We start from the raw sequence: 17,437 nt of genomic DNA, 5'->3' as shown, positions 1-17,437 counted from the left end.
TTTCACTAGCACTTCAAAAGCGCTAGATTCACAATATACCATGCATCATCATTTTGAGTCAACAGGTATTTTTTAGGTGTTTCAGTTTGTTCCGCTCTTTTTGAAAGGCGGATTTCTAATATAACATGATCTATTTAGTTCATCAAATGTAATAACTGGAAATAAGAGCACGTGTGGAGGATTAGGAAAAATAAATAATCACAACAGATATTCGCAACTATCCATTGTGATTGTGTAACCTCGTTAATAGACGTACTTGGACCCTAGCCCCCAATAGTCGTAATCATATTCTTTTGGGTGCTTGATCAGGTGCTTAGAACGTTCGACCCAGTTTTTCAGTTGTTCTGATTTAGCAGTTTTGGTTACATGATCTACTAACTCATATAAACTGACTATGTCTTCCGTTATTCCTGACCGAACGATATCCCCAGTAAAAACGTAGAGACTACTAAGAAAAAAAGAAGTGTGCGTGCATTTTTCATCCTCCCTTGTTTCATCAGGGAGCTGTTTTTCATTTCAGCATGATTTGTTCTTGATGCTCTCCCCGTTCGTCTGTCCATTTTAGATTCATTTTCAAATCTGAGAAGTAGTATTCGAGCTGCTCTTTCGGCGTATCTTTGCCAGGAAAATCGGGTGAGAGGAGATTCGGGTACTCCTGAAAAAGCAGTAGCTGCTGCTTTTCATTGATCTCTTCCAGATCAATTTGATTGAGGTTGCTAGCCCTACTCCCGTTGACTAAATCGGCTTCGGCATACAGCTTCGTTACTTGATTCATCATTTTCTTTGTCAAATAAAATGGGTAGGCAACTGTCGTGTGTTCACTCTCAATTGGCCTGATCTCCATGACCACAATCCAATTATCGCTCTCCCCCGTAAACGTATGCACCCAGTCATCATTAGCGGAGCAACCACCTCGAAGTAGAAATACGATCAAAAACAAGACAATGTGCCTCATCCCAATCCCCCAGATGGTTACTCATCCGCCCAATCCAAAAATCCGGACAACAGGCTCTCTTCTTCCGCTTCGTTTCCGCGAAGCTTCCCTTCCAACCGATCGATTCGCTTTTGATACGCCTCTGCGTCGGCCTTGGACCTGTTTCGCAACAGACTCCCGCGCTTCTTCCACTGCTCATACGCTTGCTTCGTATAATGCAAAGCCTTCTCCCAATCCTTCAGCTGGTGTTCATACAGCTTGGCAGCCTCAATATACACCTCTTCCGGGACATATCCGGTGGACTGAATGCACGACTCCCATACGGTTAGGGCTTTGTGCCAATCCTTTTGCTTTTTGTACAAATGACCGATGGCGAGCTTGGCCCGGTTACTCCACGCATGCTCACTGTCTGCGACGAGGCGATAGCCTTCCATAGCGGCTTCCTGATCTCCAAGCGCGTCGTACCATCTGGCAATTTCGTAGCTTTCCTCGAAGGATACCGTTGCACTCCCTTGCCCTACCAATAGCCGTGTCATATGAATGTACATCGTGATCAGAGACAGGACGTCCGTCTCGTTATGCCGTAGCACGCCTTCGATGACATCAGGGTCTTGGGCATGCAAAAAGTCGAAATACCGCACCGGGGCCAAATAACCGGGCAAATCATCCTCGCGAAATACATCCAGCTTTTCCTGCTCGATGATTCCCAATCGGCACGATTCCAGCTCCGCCCTCCACAGTCTCCTCGCCCCGTGCAAAAGGTCAAAATGACCAAAGGTAGGCAAAGCAGGCACTTGATCGCGCACCAGTGTATGCCTCGTCCGCACCTGCGGCCAGTCAAAGGACTTTCCGTTAAAGGTTACCAGATGCGAGGACTTCTGCGCTTGCTCCAAAAACGATTGGTACAAGGTCACCTCTGCATGCGGGCCGGGGAGAAAATGCTGGCGCACCACAACGTGCTCCCCTTCGAAACGACTGTACCCCAAAAGAAAAATCGCATTGCCTGCCCCGCCTGACAGCCCTGTCGTCTCCGTATCGAAAAACAGTAAGTCTTCTGGCTTCCTGCCCGCAGCGGACAGCGGATGCTCTCGACCAGCCGCTTCCCACATACGGATCGCCTCATGCAGCTCGGAAAAAGCGTAAGCACCATGCTGCTGATCGATCGGATAGCGAACCTCGCGAATCATGACGTACTCGTCATCCCAGATGTAGGGCGATGCCTGCATTTCCTTCCACTTGTCGGCAAAAGGTATCTGTGGCTCGGCATTGCTGTCCGCTGGTACAGCCGCCCTCGCCTCTTCCTCTGACTCTTTCTTGCGAATGGACGTTTCCGGTTCGACTGCTGGTGCTATCGCTTTGTCCGTTTCCAGCGAGAGATGTCCCTTCATCCGTTGCAGCTTGGATTTAAGAGACATAAGTACTTCCCCCTTGGGCGATTCGCAGCAAGGTCATGGCTAGCCGCTTGCTGCCGTCATCTGTCGCTCCCACACAAGATGGACAACCTGACTCACACGGGCAAGAGACAATCATCCGCTCTGCCTGCGTCAAAATCGTCTCCATTTCCTTATACACTTGCTCGCTCAAGCCGATGCCTCCCGGATAACGGTCGTACAGAAAAATCGTCGGCTCCTGAGAATGAACAGCCTTTCGTTGCGGTATCACGTGCAGGTCCATCGGGTCGCACATGACAAACAGCGGAGCTACGTGCTGCAACACATGCGCCAAACCGACCAAGCCACGCTCCACATCCTCAGTCCCGATCTCACCGAGCAGCGCCTCGGAAAAGCCGATCCACGCCGCATTTGTATGCAGCTCCTCTTCCGGCAAATGAATCGGCCCCGAGCCAATGTTTTCATGCGTCTCGAACTTGATTTTCTTAAAGATCGTCGCCATCGCATTCACAGCCACCTCGCCATAAGCCAACGTGCTCTGCGCATGACGACGGGACTGATCCTGCTCCAAAACCTTCAGGGAAACAGCCAGATTGGCGTCCGTGTAATAATCGACCTGCACTTCCCGGACATACGCCTTCTTTTCCTCGTAGTCCAGCTTTTCCACCTGGAATTGCGTTCCCTGATGCAGGTAAATGGCCTCGTCATGCAAAAGCGTCATGGAGCTGAAACGGTCCATTTCCCCGATGACTCGCTCATTTCCCCGTTCACTGATGTCGATGATCACGACATTTTCCTGCGAAGCTGACCGCAGACTGATGTTGTGGGCCGGGAATGAATCGTTCATCCAGAACCATTTGCCCCGCGAGTAATGAAGCACCTGCTCCTCGGTCAAAAACTCCAGAATTTCCACGATTTCCGCACGTCCGAAAGTATCTCCCTCACGGAACGGTAGCTCGTATGCGGCACATTTAAGATGGTCCACCAAAATAATCAGGTTATCGGGATTGATCCGCGCTGTCTCCGGACTGCGGTCGAAAAAATACTCCGGATTGGCGATCACATACTGATCCAATGGCGTGGAGCTGCCGACCATAACGACGACGGATTCCCCCTGCCGTCTTCCTGCCCGTCCTGCCTGCTGCCATGTGCTTGCGACCGAGCCAGGATAGCCAGTAATGACACATGCCTGAAGTTGTCCGATGTCTACCCCAAGCTCCAGGGCATTGGTGCTGACCACACCCATAATGTCGCCATTGCGCAAGCCGCGTTCGATCTCTCTGCGCTGGCTCGGCAAATAGCCGCCACGATACCCTTGGATCGTTTTTGGTCCAAGCTTGCGGCGAATCAGCTCCTGCAAATACGTGAGCAAAATCTCTACACGTACACGGCTTCTCGCAAACAGAATCGTCTGAATACCATTGGTCAAAAACTGCTCAGTAATGTCCCGCGCCTCTAATGTGGCACTGCGTCTAATATTGAGCTGCTTGTTAACCACGGGCGGGTTGTAGAAAAGGAAATGCTTGATGCCAGACGGAGCACCATTGTTGTTGACCAGCTCCACCTCTTCTTCTGTCAGGGCTTCCGCCAATTGCTTCGGATTGGCGATGGTCGCCGATGTGCAAATAAATTGCGGGTGGCTTCCATAAAAAGCGCAAATACGCTTTAACCTCCGAATGACGTTGGCGACATGGCTGCCAAAAACGCCGCGATATGTATGCAGCTCGTCAATAACGATGTATTTGAGATGCTCGAAAAAGGACACCCACTTGGTGTGATGGGGCAAAATAGCGGAGTGCAGCATGTCTGGGTTGGTGATGACGATATTTCCTGCCTTGCGTACCATCTGCCGGATATTTGCAGGTGTATCACCATCATATGTTTCTGATTTGATAGAGAGTCCCATTTCCGTAATCAGCTCGTGCAGCTCGGACTTTTGATCCTGCGCCAAAGCCTTGGTGGGGAACAAGTAAAGAGCTCGTGCTTGTGTGTCTTCCGATAACGTCTGAAGGATCGGCAAATGATAGCACATGCTTTTTCCGGAAGCCGTGGGCGTAACCGCAACGATGTGTTTACCTTCGCGTACATGGCGAAAAGACGTTTCTTGATGCGTGTATAAGGAGGGAATGCCTCTATTCGTTAGGGCATCTCGAATTCGTCCGTCCAGCTCACTTGGAAATGGAACGGACTTTGCTTCACGAGCAGGAATGACCTTCCAATGCGCAATGTTATCCCGAAATCGTTCGTCTGTTTTTATGTGATCCAATATGGCTGCGATATTTTTTTTCACATTCATTTTCGTCACCTTCTTGCTACCATTTTACGAATGGACGTTCGGCATGTAAACATGGAATAAAGATCCACATATGCTAAAGTCGAGTTTAAGGCAGTATTCCCACAATGTACGTGCCGACAAAAAAAGCAATCAGATCAACCTCTCCTTGATCCGATTGCTTTTTTTATGAAAATATTTGCATGTGTTACGTCCTTTAATGAAACAAGGATGCAAGATGATGCTCCAACACTTTCGTAATCCGCTCCCCATCGACACGCTGTGGTTCGAGATAGGCATGCAGCGCCAGACCGTCAATGACGGCATAGAGCTTCTCTGTTTCCATCTCTTTGTCTAGCTCTTTGCGTAATAGATTCATTTGATCAGCGGAGTCTAACAGCTTGCGTACGCCGGCATAGATCCCATCGTGCTGTGCATCAAAGCCTTCTTTCTTGTGTCGGAAGTACACCGTAAAAGCAAACCACACTTCCATTTCAACCATCTTTTCTTGATTCGTAGGGAGAAGCTCTAGAAAAATTTTCGTGACTCTCTCTTTTGGTGCCCATTCTTCATTGGCGGCGATTTCAGCAATCCGAGCTGTCGCCCTCTCTTTTACGAGCTGCATAGCATACATCAGCAGTTCATCCTGTGTTGCGAAGTAATGTCGCAAAGCACCTAATGAAATTCCTGCTTCTTTTGCAATGCCCCTTACCGTCGCCCCCTCCATTCCTTGCTCGACAATGACACGCCACGTTGCTTCTGCTATTTGTTCTCTTCTTTTCTCATGATCGATTATTTTTGGCATAGCTGTATTTTAACAAGCTTTGCAAAGGGCAAGCAACCCTTAACAATACAGTTGTATTATTTAAGAACCGATGGTAAAATTCTTTTTGCTAGCACAGATGTATTATAAAAAAACTCCTCATGCAGGAGAAGAAACTTCCGAAAAGGGGACTTGTATAGTGAATTTTGTTGCATGGATGATTGTCGCATGCGAAATCGCATTTTGGGTGGTCATTGTACTTGGCCTTTTCACAAGGTATGTGCTCAAACAAAAAAAGGCCGGGCTTTTTCTTCTCGCCCTGACGCCTATTGTTGATGTGGTTTTGCTCGTCGTCACGAGCGTGGATTTGTATCGCGGAGCTACCGCAACGATTCCGCATGCGCTTGCTGCCGTTTATATCGGGGTATCGCTTGCGTTTGGGAAAAGCATGATTCAATGGGCGGATGAAAAATTTCAGCAATACGTCACGAAGCAAGGTACACCTAAACCCAAGTTATACGGCATGGAGTATGCCAAATATTACGCCAAAAGCTGGTTTAGGCATCTCTTCTCCTATGTAATTGGGGCGGCTCTCTTAGCGGGGACCATCTACTTTATCGATGATGCAGAACGAACTGCCGCTTTATGGCAAATTCTCCGGCTATGGACTGTTGTTCTAGGGGTTGATCTGTTGTTTACAGCCAGCTATTTTCTTTTTCCAAAGAAAGATAAGCAAGGCACCGTTTCTAAAAAGGATTGGTGAGAGGCCTTCCTGCCCAAACAATGCCCATGAGTGATTCATGTTACAAGAATCTCTCATGGGCTCCTTTATTTATGCATGATCCTCGTCTTCACTGTCATCCTCACCAAATGCAAGCTCAATGCAAATAAATTGAATCACTAGCTGGCATATTTGCCCGTTTTCATCTATCCCAAAATAGACAGGATAGGCTCCGTCTCCAAATCCCGTCTGAATCATCGGAATCGATAAATCGGTGCCCGGTATCCTCCAATTGATATAATCTCCAGCGCTTCTCTGATATTTTGGATGGTCTTTGTAACTTTGTGCAAAAACATCCGCAAAATATCCATCGTAAATATTGCCGTCTGGATTCTCTTTTTTCCAGCTATCATAAAAATCCAGATAAGCATCTCTCGTTTTGACATCTACCACAGTAGCAAGGCCTGCATCTACATTAAAGCCAAAATATTCACCTTCCTCTAGATTTTCGAGATTCTCGTCTCCGAGGAGGGCTTCCGTAAATTTTTGGGGAGTTTTATCTGTGAACTCCACCTTAGCAGCTGCATACCGGTAGTGATCTTCTTCGACAGTTACCACACAAACGGTTAATGGGAAGGTTCCTGTAGGGACTTTCCGAAAATACGGGGCACTATTTCTCTCCAGATACGCAAGCGGATCACGAACGATGATGTCTCCAGTAGGGATCGTAATTTCCCCCAAAGAAAGCAGATTGATTGGTTTCCCACTGATCTCCGTTGATGTGAAATAGGCGTGTAAATCAACTTGGGGCTCTAACATCTGTTTTTTTTGCTCATATCGTGCTAACCATTGCTCGTTTGGAATCTTATTCATCTTTATTCCCATCCTACTATTGTCAATTTGTCAATCACTCCTAAAATTATACAGAATCACCCATAGAAACGATAGAACGGCTTGGATGCATAACGGGCAAGTCGATGCATAGGCATGGTTAGTGGATGAAGTACGACAAAACCTATGCCTTTCCTAGGATGAAGGAGGTTGCCCCGAATGAATCCGCCAGACAAAGGGAATCAAATTCCTCAACCGATGAGGAGAGACGGGACCGGATGGGTCGATCTCGGCCCACGGAATATCATGCGTGATCGGCAAAATCCGAATATGCTCGTTCCTCCCGTCACAGATGCGGGCTTGCTGCCCAATCTGAAATTTTCCTTTTCAGATGCCTTCATGACGTTAAATCATGGTGGTTGGTCCCGGGAAGTCACCATTCGCGAGCTGCCAATCGCCACTACACTTGCGGGTGTAAACATGAGCCTGACGCCGGGCGGTGTGCGCGAGCTGCACTGGCATCAGCAGGCGGAATGGGCTTACATGCTACTCGGTCGTGCACGAATTACGTCCGTTGACCAACGCGGACGTAATTTTATCGCAGATATCGGCAAAGGCGATCTGTGGTATTTCCCTCCCGGCATCCCCCACTCGATTCAGGGACTTGAGGAAGGCTGCGAGTTTTTGCTCGTTTTTGACGATGGGCATTTTTCCGATCTGAATACGCTATCGATCTCCGATTGGTTTGCTCATACGCCAACAGATGTGCTTTCCGCGAATTTTGGTGTGCCTGAATCAGCCTTTGCCGACATTCCTTGCGAGCAAGTGTACATTTATCAAGACGAGGTTCCGGGTTCCATAGAAGGAGATGAAGTGGAATCCCCATACGGAACCGTCCCCCTTCCCTTTACCCACCGTCTACTTGCGCAACGCCCACTGATCACACCTGGCGGCAGTGTGCGCATCGTCGATTCACGCAACTTTCCGATCTCCAAAGCAATCGCGGCAGCACTCGTAGAGCTACGTCCCGGTGCCATGAGAGAGCTGCATTGGCATCCCAATAACGACGAGTGGCAATATTACATTTCAGGCCAAGCACGCATGACCGTTTTTACTGGAAATGGCAACGCTCGAACCTTTGACTACCAAGCAGGTGACGTCGGTTACGTTCCTTTTGCGACGGGGCATTATATTCAAAATACCGGGACGGAAACAGTGTGGTTTTTGGAAATGTTCAAGAGCGACCGCTTTGTCGATGTGTCGCTGAATCAATGGATGGCACTCACCCCGCATGAACTTGTCGCTTCCAACCTGTGTGTAGGTCCTGAATTACTGGATGCCTTGCGCAAGGATAAATGGCCAGTAGTCACATATCCTGGATATGGCTATGTCCGGTGAATACAAAAAGGCCAGCCCCAATGGACTGGTCTCCGTGTTTCCTCATCCTTGAATGGATGCTTGACTGGAAGCCGTTTTAGCATCCTTCAGGTTGCGGTTTTTCACTCCTAATGATAAGACGAAACAAATAAGCAAAATCAGACACGCTAGCCCGTATGGATAGTTGATATCGATATCGAATAAAAAGCCAGCTACGATAGGACCTGCAATATTGCCAAGACTGGTAAAGGCTGAGTTAAGGCCAGCAACATACCCCTGTTGATCCTTTGCAAGCATCGACATTTGGGTACTGATGGCCGGTCGCAAAATATCGATCGCCAGAAATACGATAAAGGTAACGGCAAAAATCATCCAAAATCCGTGAACAAAAAGCGTCAGGATAATAAACAATCCAGCAAAGAGCAGACAGATCGAAATGACCCTTTTCTCGCCAAAGCGATTCATGATCCAGCTAAAGGCAGTAAGCTGAACAACTGCGCCTGCTATTGACCCAAATGTAATGATAAACGCGATATCTTTCGGCTCAAATCCAAACTTGTGGTCGACAAACAAGGAAAAGATCGTTTCAAAATTAGCCAGTCCGAAAGACATGACAAACACAATGATCAAACTGAAAAAATAAGGCTCTCGATAGGAGTACATTAACTGGGAGAGAAGACTGCTTCGTTGTTTTTCACTTGAAGCAGAGTCAGCTAATGATTCTTCCGTAGGTTTCGATTCTTTGAGGATCAACAACGTGATGCACGCAGCAATCAATCCCGCAATTCCTGCCGAATAAAAAGGGACGCGAATACCAAATTCCGCAATGTATCCTCCAATCCCTGGACCGATAATAAAACCGGTAGTAATCGCTGCCGTAATATACCCCATACCGGCGGCTCGTTCTTCATTCGTTGTAATATCTGCTGAGTACGCCATTACGGCCGGCATAATCAGTGCGGCACTAATCCCGCCTAACAACCTAGAAACAAACAGCAGGACTGGAGAATTCGCTATTCCAAACATCACTTCTGAAATCGCAAATACGACCAAACCGATCACAATGATCTTTTTTCTTCCGAACGAATCGGCCCATCGCCCGGCAATCGGGGAAAAAAGAAGCTGCGTCAGCGAAAAGGCTGCAACTAACAGACCGATAGTCCCCCCGGTAATTCCCAAACTCTCCATGTACTTTGGCATAATCGGTATAACAAGCCCGATCCCCGTAAAGACAAGGAAAATATTGAACATCAGAATCAATAAGGCTCCTTGATTTTTTAATAATAAAGCCATTTCCTATCCCTCCAATCCATTACCTAAATACTGAATATCCATTCTAGATAGTCGCGTAAAAAAAGCTAGCGGGACGGTTTGGCAATTCCAAATAAAAACACATCCATCGCTAACCGAAAAGTTTCCAGCGCTTCCTCTCGTTCCATTCGGCGCGAGTGTTGATTTAAACCAAACATCAGACTGTCCAAGATAATGGCGACTCCGGTTACATTCGTCATTTCAAATTCGCCGTTATCGATCCCCTTCTGGAGCAACTGTTGATTAAAGTCAATATAGCCTTGGATCATTTTGTTGATACGCTCCTCCACATCCGAAGGCTTCTCCAACATGTCGAAAAATTCATCAGCAGCCTTGGTCAGCGGGTGGTTCATAAAATCGGTCGCAAAATGTTCAGCCATTCCATACAATTTATCGATCGAGGTCGTATAGAGCTGTTCCTTGGCCAGCCACTGCTCTTCCCATTCGCTGTTCCAAGCTTCAATCAGATGTAAAAACAGCCCTTCCTTGCTCTTGAAATGATAATAAATGTTGCCGCCGCTGTATCCAGTAGCTTTCACGATATCTTCTATTGATGTGGCCTTGTAGCCTTTTTGCATAAATAAGATTCTGGACGCGTCCGCTATTTTCTTCTTGGTCTGCTCTGTTTGCTGCTTCTTTTTATTCAACGGTACTTCACCAACTTCCCATCCAACAATACTGAACTTTCATTCAGTATTATAAGCGTTACAAACATACTTGGCAAACCTGAAGGGCATTTTGGTTTGAGTCAACATAGTGGAGGAGAAGAAAAAGCACAGGTCTCTTCGACTCTGACACGCCAGCTGGGGGATTGACTGTCCGTCTACACTTCCAAAAGGGGACCGTCGAGTCAAAGCCACCCTACGGGCGGAAGTTTCTCAAGGAAGAAGTGTTCGACAAGCGTGGTCCTCTTTTGGAAGTTCCGACTGGGGAGGCGTTGTCAAGGTCTACGAGCTCTGTGCTTTTTCTTCTCACCAGCTTTATTGGTTCGTCAGACGTGTCAATCTAAGAAAGCAATAGACCGTACAAAGCCCCCGTAACCACAACGAGCCATGGCGGCAGCTTCCAGTGCTCCAGCATGATAAACAAAATAGCCGCTACGATAAAATCTATCGGGGCAAGAATGGTACTTGTCCAAATCGGATCGTACAAGGCTGCGAGTAAAATACCGACGACTGCTGCATTCACACCTACCAGCAATCCCTGGATTTTGGAATTTCTCCTCAAGGCATTCCAAAACGGCAATGCGCCGATGACGAGTAAAAAGGCCGGTAGAAAAATGGCTAAAGTAGCCACTATCGCACCGACTCCACCTGCAATCAATGCTCCCAAATAAGCGGCAAATGTAAACAATGGACCCGGTACTGCTTGTGTAGCCCCGTAGCCCGTCAGAAAAGCTTCTTGCGTTACCCAACCTGTCTGGATTACCTCCCTTTCCAGCAAAGGCAATACGACATGACCTCCGCCAAAAACAAGTGAGCCTGCACGGTAAAAGCTCTCAAACAGCGCTAGCAAGGAAAAGCCCGTACTCTCTCGGAGGATAGGCAGCACAAGCAAAAGTCCGAAGAAAACGATCCAGCACGCAATGGCTAGTGCACGACTGATCGGCACACGAAATTCAGGGAAATCCGAAACTTTTGGCTGCCGGAAGAAAATCATTCCTGCTATTCCCGCTAGAATCATGACTGTGACCTGACTCCATGCAGAATGCCACAACAACGTGATGGCAACAGCGGTGATCGCAATCGTCACCCGTGTTCGATCCGGGGCCAGCTTTTGTCCCATCCCCCATACGGCATGAGCGACAATCGCGACAGCTACTAATTTTAGACCGTGAATCCAAGAAGCACTGCCACTGTCCACTCCCTGTAACGTGAACGCAAATATCAGGAGCGCCAAAACTGACGGCAAAGTGAAACCGAGCCATGCAGCAACCCCTCCCCACAATCCGGCTCGCATGATGCCAATTCCGATCCCCACCTGGCTGCTTGCGGGGCCAGGGAGGAACTGACAAAGCGCAACCAAGTCAGCGTAGCTTTGCTCATCCATCCATTTTCTACGTCGAATGTATTCATTGTGAAAATAACCGAGATGCGCGATGGGACCGCCGAATGAGGTCACACCCAGCTTGGCAGAAACGAGCAGAACTTCCATCACAGATTTCCAACTACTTTTTTGGTGCCCTGCTTCTTCTCGAAGATTATTCTTCACTTCGCTGTACACCTCTTTTGCTTTCCGCTTCATCATACAAGCTATTTTATCGCTTTTCCTACCCTTTCCTTGTAAAAAGATCGTAAAAAAACCCCTATCGCGGCCTATTCATGGGGGAGCGACCGCGTTTTAGCGGAAAGTTTTTATGCGCTCCGAAAAGTTTAAATCTAGTCGAAGTTGCAATGTGAAGCACTTAAACTTTCCTACACGTTGAAGAAGGCTCCGCATCGATACGGAGCCTTCTTCAACACTGCTATTCCATCCGAAATACCGGTCCTCGCGCCACGAACGGCAGGTTACTCCCCTTCGGCAGCATGATGGCATGACTACGAGTTACTTTGATCCGATCACATTCCCCATCGGTAATGATCAAAATCGGTCCGTCCTTCGGAAAATCGGTTGCTCTCTCCAGCATGTCAATGCCCGGCTGCAGAATCGTTCCTCCGCGTCCTTTTACTTTGACGCGACCTGCAATGTCCTCGGGAGAAAGGTAGCCCGCATCATACGCCTGCGCATCACAAAAGACCACGCGCGCATACGGAACATCTCGCGCTTCACTGTAGCTCGCGATTGCCCCCAATGCTTTTCCGAGCAGCTTGGTATCCATCGAGCCGGATGTATCGATCACGACGCCAAACGTGCGTGCCAGCCGATCCGTTTCCCGAAAGCTCCAGGCAGGACGGGCAATGTCGGGTGTAGAGGACTGTCTGCGGCTTGCCCTTGCATACGTGCGACTCTTTTCCAACGGCGGAAAATGCTCGTCGAACCAACGGGCAAGCTGAACATCCCATGGTATCGGCGGTTGCCCCAATGCGCGAATCTCTTCTACCAAACCCGCAGGCAAAAGTCCTCGTCCCCGCTCCTGGTGGTAAATCAAGCCTTGCGACATCGCACTGCGATAAAAGTCATCCAGCGTCGTTCCCGGACCTTTTTCCCAAAAACGCGGATCGTTGCCATCCAGAATATCGCCCATGCCGATTCCTCGTAAAGTGTAGAGCTTGCGATACGTACGCATGTCCGTCACGATTCGATCATAGATGGCCTCTGCCGAAAGTCCCTTCAGGTCTGGGTCGTACAGTCCGCCAATTTGCGGAAAACGTCCGACACCGAGCTCCATCAGCCATTGATTGATCACGTAATCGCAGCTGACATTCCAGTAATACGGGTCGCGGCCTTGGCAGCGCTCATGGTGGCGAAGTCCTGCGTGCAAGAGCTCGTGTGCCATCACGAATTTGCATTCCTCTTCATCCAAACCCGCCGCAGGATTGATGAAGATTTCGTTGGCTGTTACATCTATGGCTGCCACCGAGATTTGTAGCCGCTGACAGATCTGTGAATCCTCGATAATCGTGAAATGACTCGCTAAGGAAGCCAGCAATGGATAATGATTGATGAACCAGCGTTTGGACTTTTGTGCCTCGGACAGCTGGTTCTCTTCATTCCCGAGAGCATCGGAATAGCCGCCCGCTACGCTGACAGCACTTTGCACCGCTTGCGCCAGCCCGATCCCCAAGAGACGCTCCCACTTCACATCTCGGTTGTAGGTGTACCGAGCATATTTATCCGCGAGAAGCATATCTGCCTGTTTTTCCCCGCCCGTTCCAAATAGCTTCAAATGCTCCGGCACCCCATGCTCCACGAACCAGTCATACAGCTCTTCTTCGCTCTTTCCCGATTTATCCAGCTCAAAGGCCATTTCAGCAGGAGGCTTCCCCAGCTTCATGTCTCTTAAAAAACGCGTTATATAACAATCGCAAGCGATGTTCCACAAAATCGGCTGCTCTTTTTCCACAAAATGTCCGAAGCCTAAATGCAACAGCGCATGTGCGAGAACATAAATCCATTCCCCGACTTCCCCTCTGCGCTTCGGATGCGCATACAAGCTGCCTTCCCGGGTCACGACTACCCAACCGTTATCCGGACAAATACTTCGCTCGGAACGTATAAAGTGCGCTCGCGATGAAAGCGGACCAAACATCGGGTGATGACTCAAAAAATGGACGGCCTGTTCGTAGTTTTGCGTCGCCGGGTCGTTTTGAACTCCTCTGGCCATTGGCTATTTGCCCTTCCTGTCCATGGCCAATCGCGGTAAATCACGAATGACCTCCACAACGAACCAGTCTGGCAATCCGTCGCCATCCTCGTGCCGCGCCACTACCATTTGCGCCATTTCCAGTGAGATAGATGAGAGCTCCTTCAAGAGAGCTTTCGCTCGGTGTGCAAACCGTTTATGCTGTTCCCCCACGGAGACTTTATCCGCTGGCAGTTCTTTTTTGATCTGCGAACGGAAAGAATCCGCCAGAAAATACAGTACGTCCCGATCCTCTGGAGTCGTCGGGAAAGAAGCCTCTCCCTCCAAAATACGGTTGAGCTGGTATTTGCCCTGAATGTTCTTGTGAAAAGCCCGAAATTGAGCCGCATGCTGGGGCGTCAAGCATCCGTAGGCCAGTACCCCCACCATCTCTGTCGTCAAGTTCTCACCGAATTCGTTCAGGGCATCAGAGAGCATGTGCCAGGAACGCGGAGTAGAAAAAGGTTCCTCGCTCTTCGGTGGCTGCGACCACAAATAGTCCGGGCGCACCTCCAAAAATTGCAGCACGTAGGAATGGATGCCGTTGCTGTACGCCCAATTCATCCATTGTTCATACGAAACTAGCAATTGCACATGGAACATCCGGTTGATCAGAGCAGACGACATCGGTTTGACAATCGCGCTATCCTGCGCGCGGTTACCTGCTCCAATCACAATGGACCCTTCTGGCAGATGGTAATCCCCGATTCTCCGCTCATGAATCAGACTGTAAAACGCCTTTTGCACTTCTTGCGAGCATGCATTCAATTCGTCAAGAAACAAGCAGTACGGTTCTTCTCGCGCAATTTGTGCAGGTGGGCAAAATCTGCTTTTCCCATCTACGGTCTGCGGGACACCAATAATATCCTCAGGTGCCAGCTGACTACCCAATAACGATACGCAAGGCAGGCCCACCTGCTCGGCAAACGCCTCGACGAGAGACGACTTTCCGATACCTGGTGCGCCCCAAATAAATACGGGACGAGCTACTGCAACGTTTAGCAGCACATCCATTAGTTGATTTTGCGTTACTTGAATGGCTAGATTCATTTCATAACCTCTCTTGTTTGATTGATTTTTGCAGCAATCTACCTCTTTCCATGATGGATTTCCATTGACTAGAGCGACCGTCACACCACAAATATTTCCTAATATTACAAGAAGATTGAATAAGGAGCAAGAAAGAAAGGCAAGTCGCAAACTTGCTACTCGCATCCATCGCATTGGAAGAGCTTGGGTTAAGCCATATCATTAACGCAGAGGCGGAAAAGCCTACTTCTCCTCCTTATGTAACATTCCTTTTTTTACCACGTCACATAGGCAAAGGGGGAATCACAAAAGATGAGAAAAATTATGAAAGCCAGTGGCATCACCCTATTGGTCACATCCTTGATCGGATGCAGCTCGAGCGAGCAGTTCGTATCAAGAAGCGAAAGTGGAAACAAACCATCAGCATCTGTTGAGCAAGGCCAAAGCAATCAGGTAGCCTCCAGTCCAAGTCCTCCCAGCCAACTAGCTGATTACGCCCTTAAAAAATCGGGCGATCCTCTCCCCAATGACATGTACTTCAAAGATTACGGCACCAACCAATTTGTCTCTACGGCGAAGGACCGCCTGTCTACTTTTGCCGCAGATGTGGACACCGCCTCCTACACCATAATGCGCCATTTTATAAAAGACGGGAATCTCCCGCCAGCAGAGGCCGTTCGGGTGGAGGAATTCATCAACTTCTTCCCCACTTCGTATCCCGCGCCGACCAATCAGACATTTGCGATTCAGGCCGATAGTGGCCCCTCTCCGTTTCAAAAAAATCTTCAATTAGTGCGAATCGGGATCAAAGGAAAGGAATTAAGCCCAAAAGAGCGGAAGCCCGCTAATCTCGTCTTTGTCATTGATGTATCTGGCTCGATGAATCAGGAAAACCGACTAGAGCTGGTGAAAAAAAGCTTACATGTTCTTGTCGGTCAACTCCAACCTACAGATTCAGTAGGGATCGTCGTCTATGGATCAGAGGGACGCGTTCTTTTGCCCCCAACCTCTACCGAAGACAAACAGGCGATTTTATCAGCCATCGATGAATTGCAACCCGAAGGCTCCACCAATGCGGAACAAGGACTGGTGCTCGGTTATGAAATGGCGGCCCGTTCCTTCAAGCCTACTGCCATTAACAGGGTGATTTTATGCTCCGATGGCGTGGCCAATGTAGGAGAAACAGGAGCTGAGGGAATTTTGCGTTCGATCGAGGACTATGCGCGAAAAGACATTTACTTGAGCTCCTTTGGCTTCGGCATGGGTAATTATAATGATGTCATGATGGAGCAATTAGCGAATAAAGGAGAAGGCAGCTACGCCTACATCGATACGTTTTCCGAGGCACGCCGCATTTTTACGGAATCTTTGACAGGCACCCTCCAAACGATCGCTCGAGATGTGAAAATTCAGGTGGAATTCGACCCTAAGAAGGTAGACTCGTATCGCTTGATCGGTTATGAGAACCGCGATGTCCGCGACGAAGATTTTCGCAATGACAAGACAGATGCGGGCGAGATCGGAGCTGGCCATAGCGTGACCGCTCTTTATGAAGTGAAGCTAGCTTCCCCTGTCCATGCAGAGCTCGGGACGGTTCGCGTGCGCTATCATCATGCCTCTACCCAAAAAGTAGAGGAAATCTCTGAGCCCGTGAAGGTGCAAAGTACCTTGTCTCCTGATGTGACGTTCCTTGCTGCTGTAGCAGAATACGGGGAAATATTGCGAGAGAGTCCGTATGCCGAAAGAAGCTCCCTTGCCGATGTACTCAAACTGGCGGAAGCCACAGCTACTGGAGAGGAACAGTTAGAATTTGTCCGCCTGGTAAAAGATAGCATGGCGATCAAAAGGAACTAATGCTTGTTCCTATGCTTTGGTGTCACGCCTGTATCTCATCCAAATATAAACCATCATGCCAATCGCCGAACCGATTAGCAAAAATGTGATGCCATAATGACGTATATAAACGACGACCTTGAGCCACTCTTTCTCAAGCGCCCGTCCCAACAGTAAAAAAGTGACACTCCAAAGGAATGCTCCAGCGTAAGCAAATAAAGCGAATCGTCGAAACCCCATCGTAGAGACTCCTGCCAAATAGGCGGTAATATGACGGACGCCAGGCAAAAAATAGCCAATGAGCAACAGGTATGGACCGTACTTGGCAAACAGCTTTTGGGTTGACTCTATTTTTTTCGGCGTAATATGCAAGTACGGTCCAACCTTCATAAGCAACGGCAGCCCCCACTTCCACGCGATGGTATAGCTGACCGTAATCCCTACTGCCGCTCCCAAAAAAGCGCTCAGTATTGTAAGCGGCATGTGCAAAACACCGCGGGAAACCGCATAACCGGCGTACGTCATCAGTACCTCATCGGGTATGGGGAGCCCCACAACACCAAGTGTGAGCGAAAAAAAGATGCCGACATATCCATATTTCATCAAAAAAAGATCCAAATGCTGCTCCACGGCTACCTCCAATAATGTTGTCCTACTTCATTGTATTCTCTCCCTATTCTTTGGCATTCTGGC

At 48.6% G+C, this 17,437-nt stretch carries 14 protein-coding genes and 1 pseudogene; 4 read left to right on the top strand and 11 right to left on the bottom strand.

Annotation, left to right across the window (positions count from 1 at the left end; translation table 11 throughout):
• Window positions 1–511: 511 nt before the first annotated feature.
• From HP570_RS23015 to HP570_RS23000, 4 genes are all read right to left on the bottom strand, one after another.
• The gene (locus HP570_RS23015) at window positions 512–955 is read right to left on the bottom strand and encodes a hypothetical protein (RefSeq protein WP_173627287.1); all 444 of its coding nucleotides are present in this window, start codon (window positions 953–955) and stop codon (window positions 512–514) included.
• Between the two features lie 17 nt (window positions 956–972).
• Window positions 973–2,349, bottom strand: coding sequence for a ribonuclease H-like domain-containing protein (locus HP570_RS23010; protein ID WP_173627286.1), 1,377 nt, complete (start codon window positions 2,347–2,349; stop codon window positions 973–975).
• The gene (locus HP570_RS23005) at window positions 2,339–4,621 is read right to left on the bottom strand and encodes a DEAD/DEAH box helicase (protein ID WP_173627285.1); all 2,283 of its coding nucleotides are present in this window, start codon (window positions 4,619–4,621) and stop codon (window positions 2,339–2,341) included. The genes HP570_RS23010 and HP570_RS23005 overlap by 11 nt, the downstream gene beginning before the upstream one ends.
• Before the next feature lie 193 nt (window positions 4,622–4,814).
• Window positions 4,815–5,402, bottom strand: coding sequence for a TetR/AcrR family transcriptional regulator (locus HP570_RS23000; protein ID WP_173627284.1), 588 nt, complete (start codon window positions 5,400–5,402; stop codon window positions 4,815–4,817).
• A 157-nt stretch (window positions 5,403–5,559) separates the two neighbouring features.
• On the opposite strand from HP570_RS23000, the gene HP570_RS22995 reads away from it, so the two are divergent.
• Entirely contained in the window at window positions 5,560–6,123 is a 564-nt protein-coding gene (locus tag HP570_RS22995; protein WP_173627283.1) for a hypothetical protein, read from the top strand.
• Window positions 6,124–6,192: 69 nt separating this feature from the next.
• On the opposite strand, the gene HP570_RS22990 is transcribed toward HP570_RS22995, so the two are convergent.
• Window positions 6,193–6,954 (bottom strand): DUF4241 domain-containing protein, encoded by a 762-nt coding sequence (locus tag HP570_RS22990; protein ID WP_173627282.1) that lies wholly within the window; start codon window positions 6,952–6,954, stop codon window positions 6,193–6,195.
• Between the two features lie 177 nt (window positions 6,955–7,131).
• On the opposite strand from HP570_RS22990, the gene HP570_RS22985 reads away from it, so the two are divergent.
• The gene (locus tag HP570_RS22985; protein ID WP_173627281.1) at window positions 7,132–8,310 is read left to right on the top strand and encodes an oxalate decarboxylase family bicupin; all 1,179 of its coding nucleotides are present in this window, start codon (window positions 7,132–7,134) and stop codon (window positions 8,308–8,310) included.
• 42 nt (window positions 8,311–8,352) lie between these two features.
• Here HP570_RS22985 and HP570_RS22980 read toward each other — a convergent pair whose 3' ends face one another.
• From HP570_RS22980 to HP570_RS22960, 5 genes are all read right to left on the bottom strand, one after another.
• Complete coding sequence (locus tag HP570_RS22980) at window positions 8,353–9,582, bottom strand: MFS transporter (protein WP_173627280.1); 1,230 nt, start codon at window positions 9,580–9,582, stop codon at window positions 8,353–8,355.
• A 65-nt stretch (window positions 9,583–9,647) separates the two neighbouring features.
• Entirely contained in the window at window positions 9,648–10,247 is a 600-nt protein-coding gene (locus tag HP570_RS22975) for a TetR/AcrR family transcriptional regulator (RefSeq protein WP_173627279.1), read from the bottom strand.
• 358 nt (window positions 10,248–10,605) lie between these two features.
• Window positions 10,606–11,847, bottom strand: coding sequence for a chromate transporter (locus HP570_RS22970; RefSeq protein ID WP_173627278.1), 1,242 nt, complete (start codon window positions 11,845–11,847; stop codon window positions 10,606–10,608).
• A 217-nt stretch (window positions 11,848–12,064) separates the two neighbouring features.
• Window positions 12,065–13,864: a vWA domain-containing protein gene (locus HP570_RS22965; RefSeq protein ID WP_173627277.1), complete on the bottom strand. Its 1,800-nt coding sequence runs from the start codon at window positions 13,862–13,864 to the stop codon at window positions 12,065–12,067.
• Window positions 13,865–13,867: 3 nt separating this feature from the next.
• Window positions 13,868–14,932 (bottom strand): AAA family ATPase, encoded by a 1,065-nt coding sequence (locus HP570_RS22960; RefSeq protein ID WP_173627276.1) that lies wholly within the window; start codon window positions 14,930–14,932, stop codon window positions 13,868–13,870.
• Between the two features lie 119 nt (window positions 14,933–15,051).
• Between HP570_RS22960 and HP570_RS30130 the strand changes: the two are divergent.
• Both HP570_RS30130 and HP570_RS22955 read left to right on the top strand, forming a co-directional pair.
• Window positions 15,052–15,153: pseudogene (locus HP570_RS30130) on the top strand (alpha-helical endospore appendage domain-containing protein); the annotation flags it as partial.
• Window positions 15,154–15,223: 70 nt separating this feature from the next.
• Window positions 15,224–16,765, top strand: a complete 1,542-nt coding sequence (locus tag HP570_RS22955) for a vWA domain-containing protein (protein WP_173627275.1) — start codon at window positions 15,224–15,226, stop codon at window positions 16,763–16,765.
• 9 nt (window positions 16,766–16,774) lie between these two features.
• Here HP570_RS22955 and HP570_RS22950 read toward each other — a convergent pair whose 3' ends face one another.
• Complete coding sequence (locus HP570_RS22950) at window positions 16,775–17,386, bottom strand: DedA family protein (RefSeq protein ID WP_064202110.1); 612 nt, start codon at window positions 17,384–17,386, stop codon at window positions 16,775–16,777.
• Window positions 17,387–17,437 lie beyond the last annotated feature (51 nt).

This window comes from Brevibacillus sp. RS1.1 (genome assembly GCF_013284365.1).
GTDB lineage: Bacteria > Bacillota > Bacilli > Brevibacillales > Brevibacillaceae > Brevibacillus > Brevibacillus brevis_D.
The sequence above is the reverse complement of the archived record's forward strand: the minus strand, read 5'-3'. Positions and strand labels throughout refer to the sequence as shown.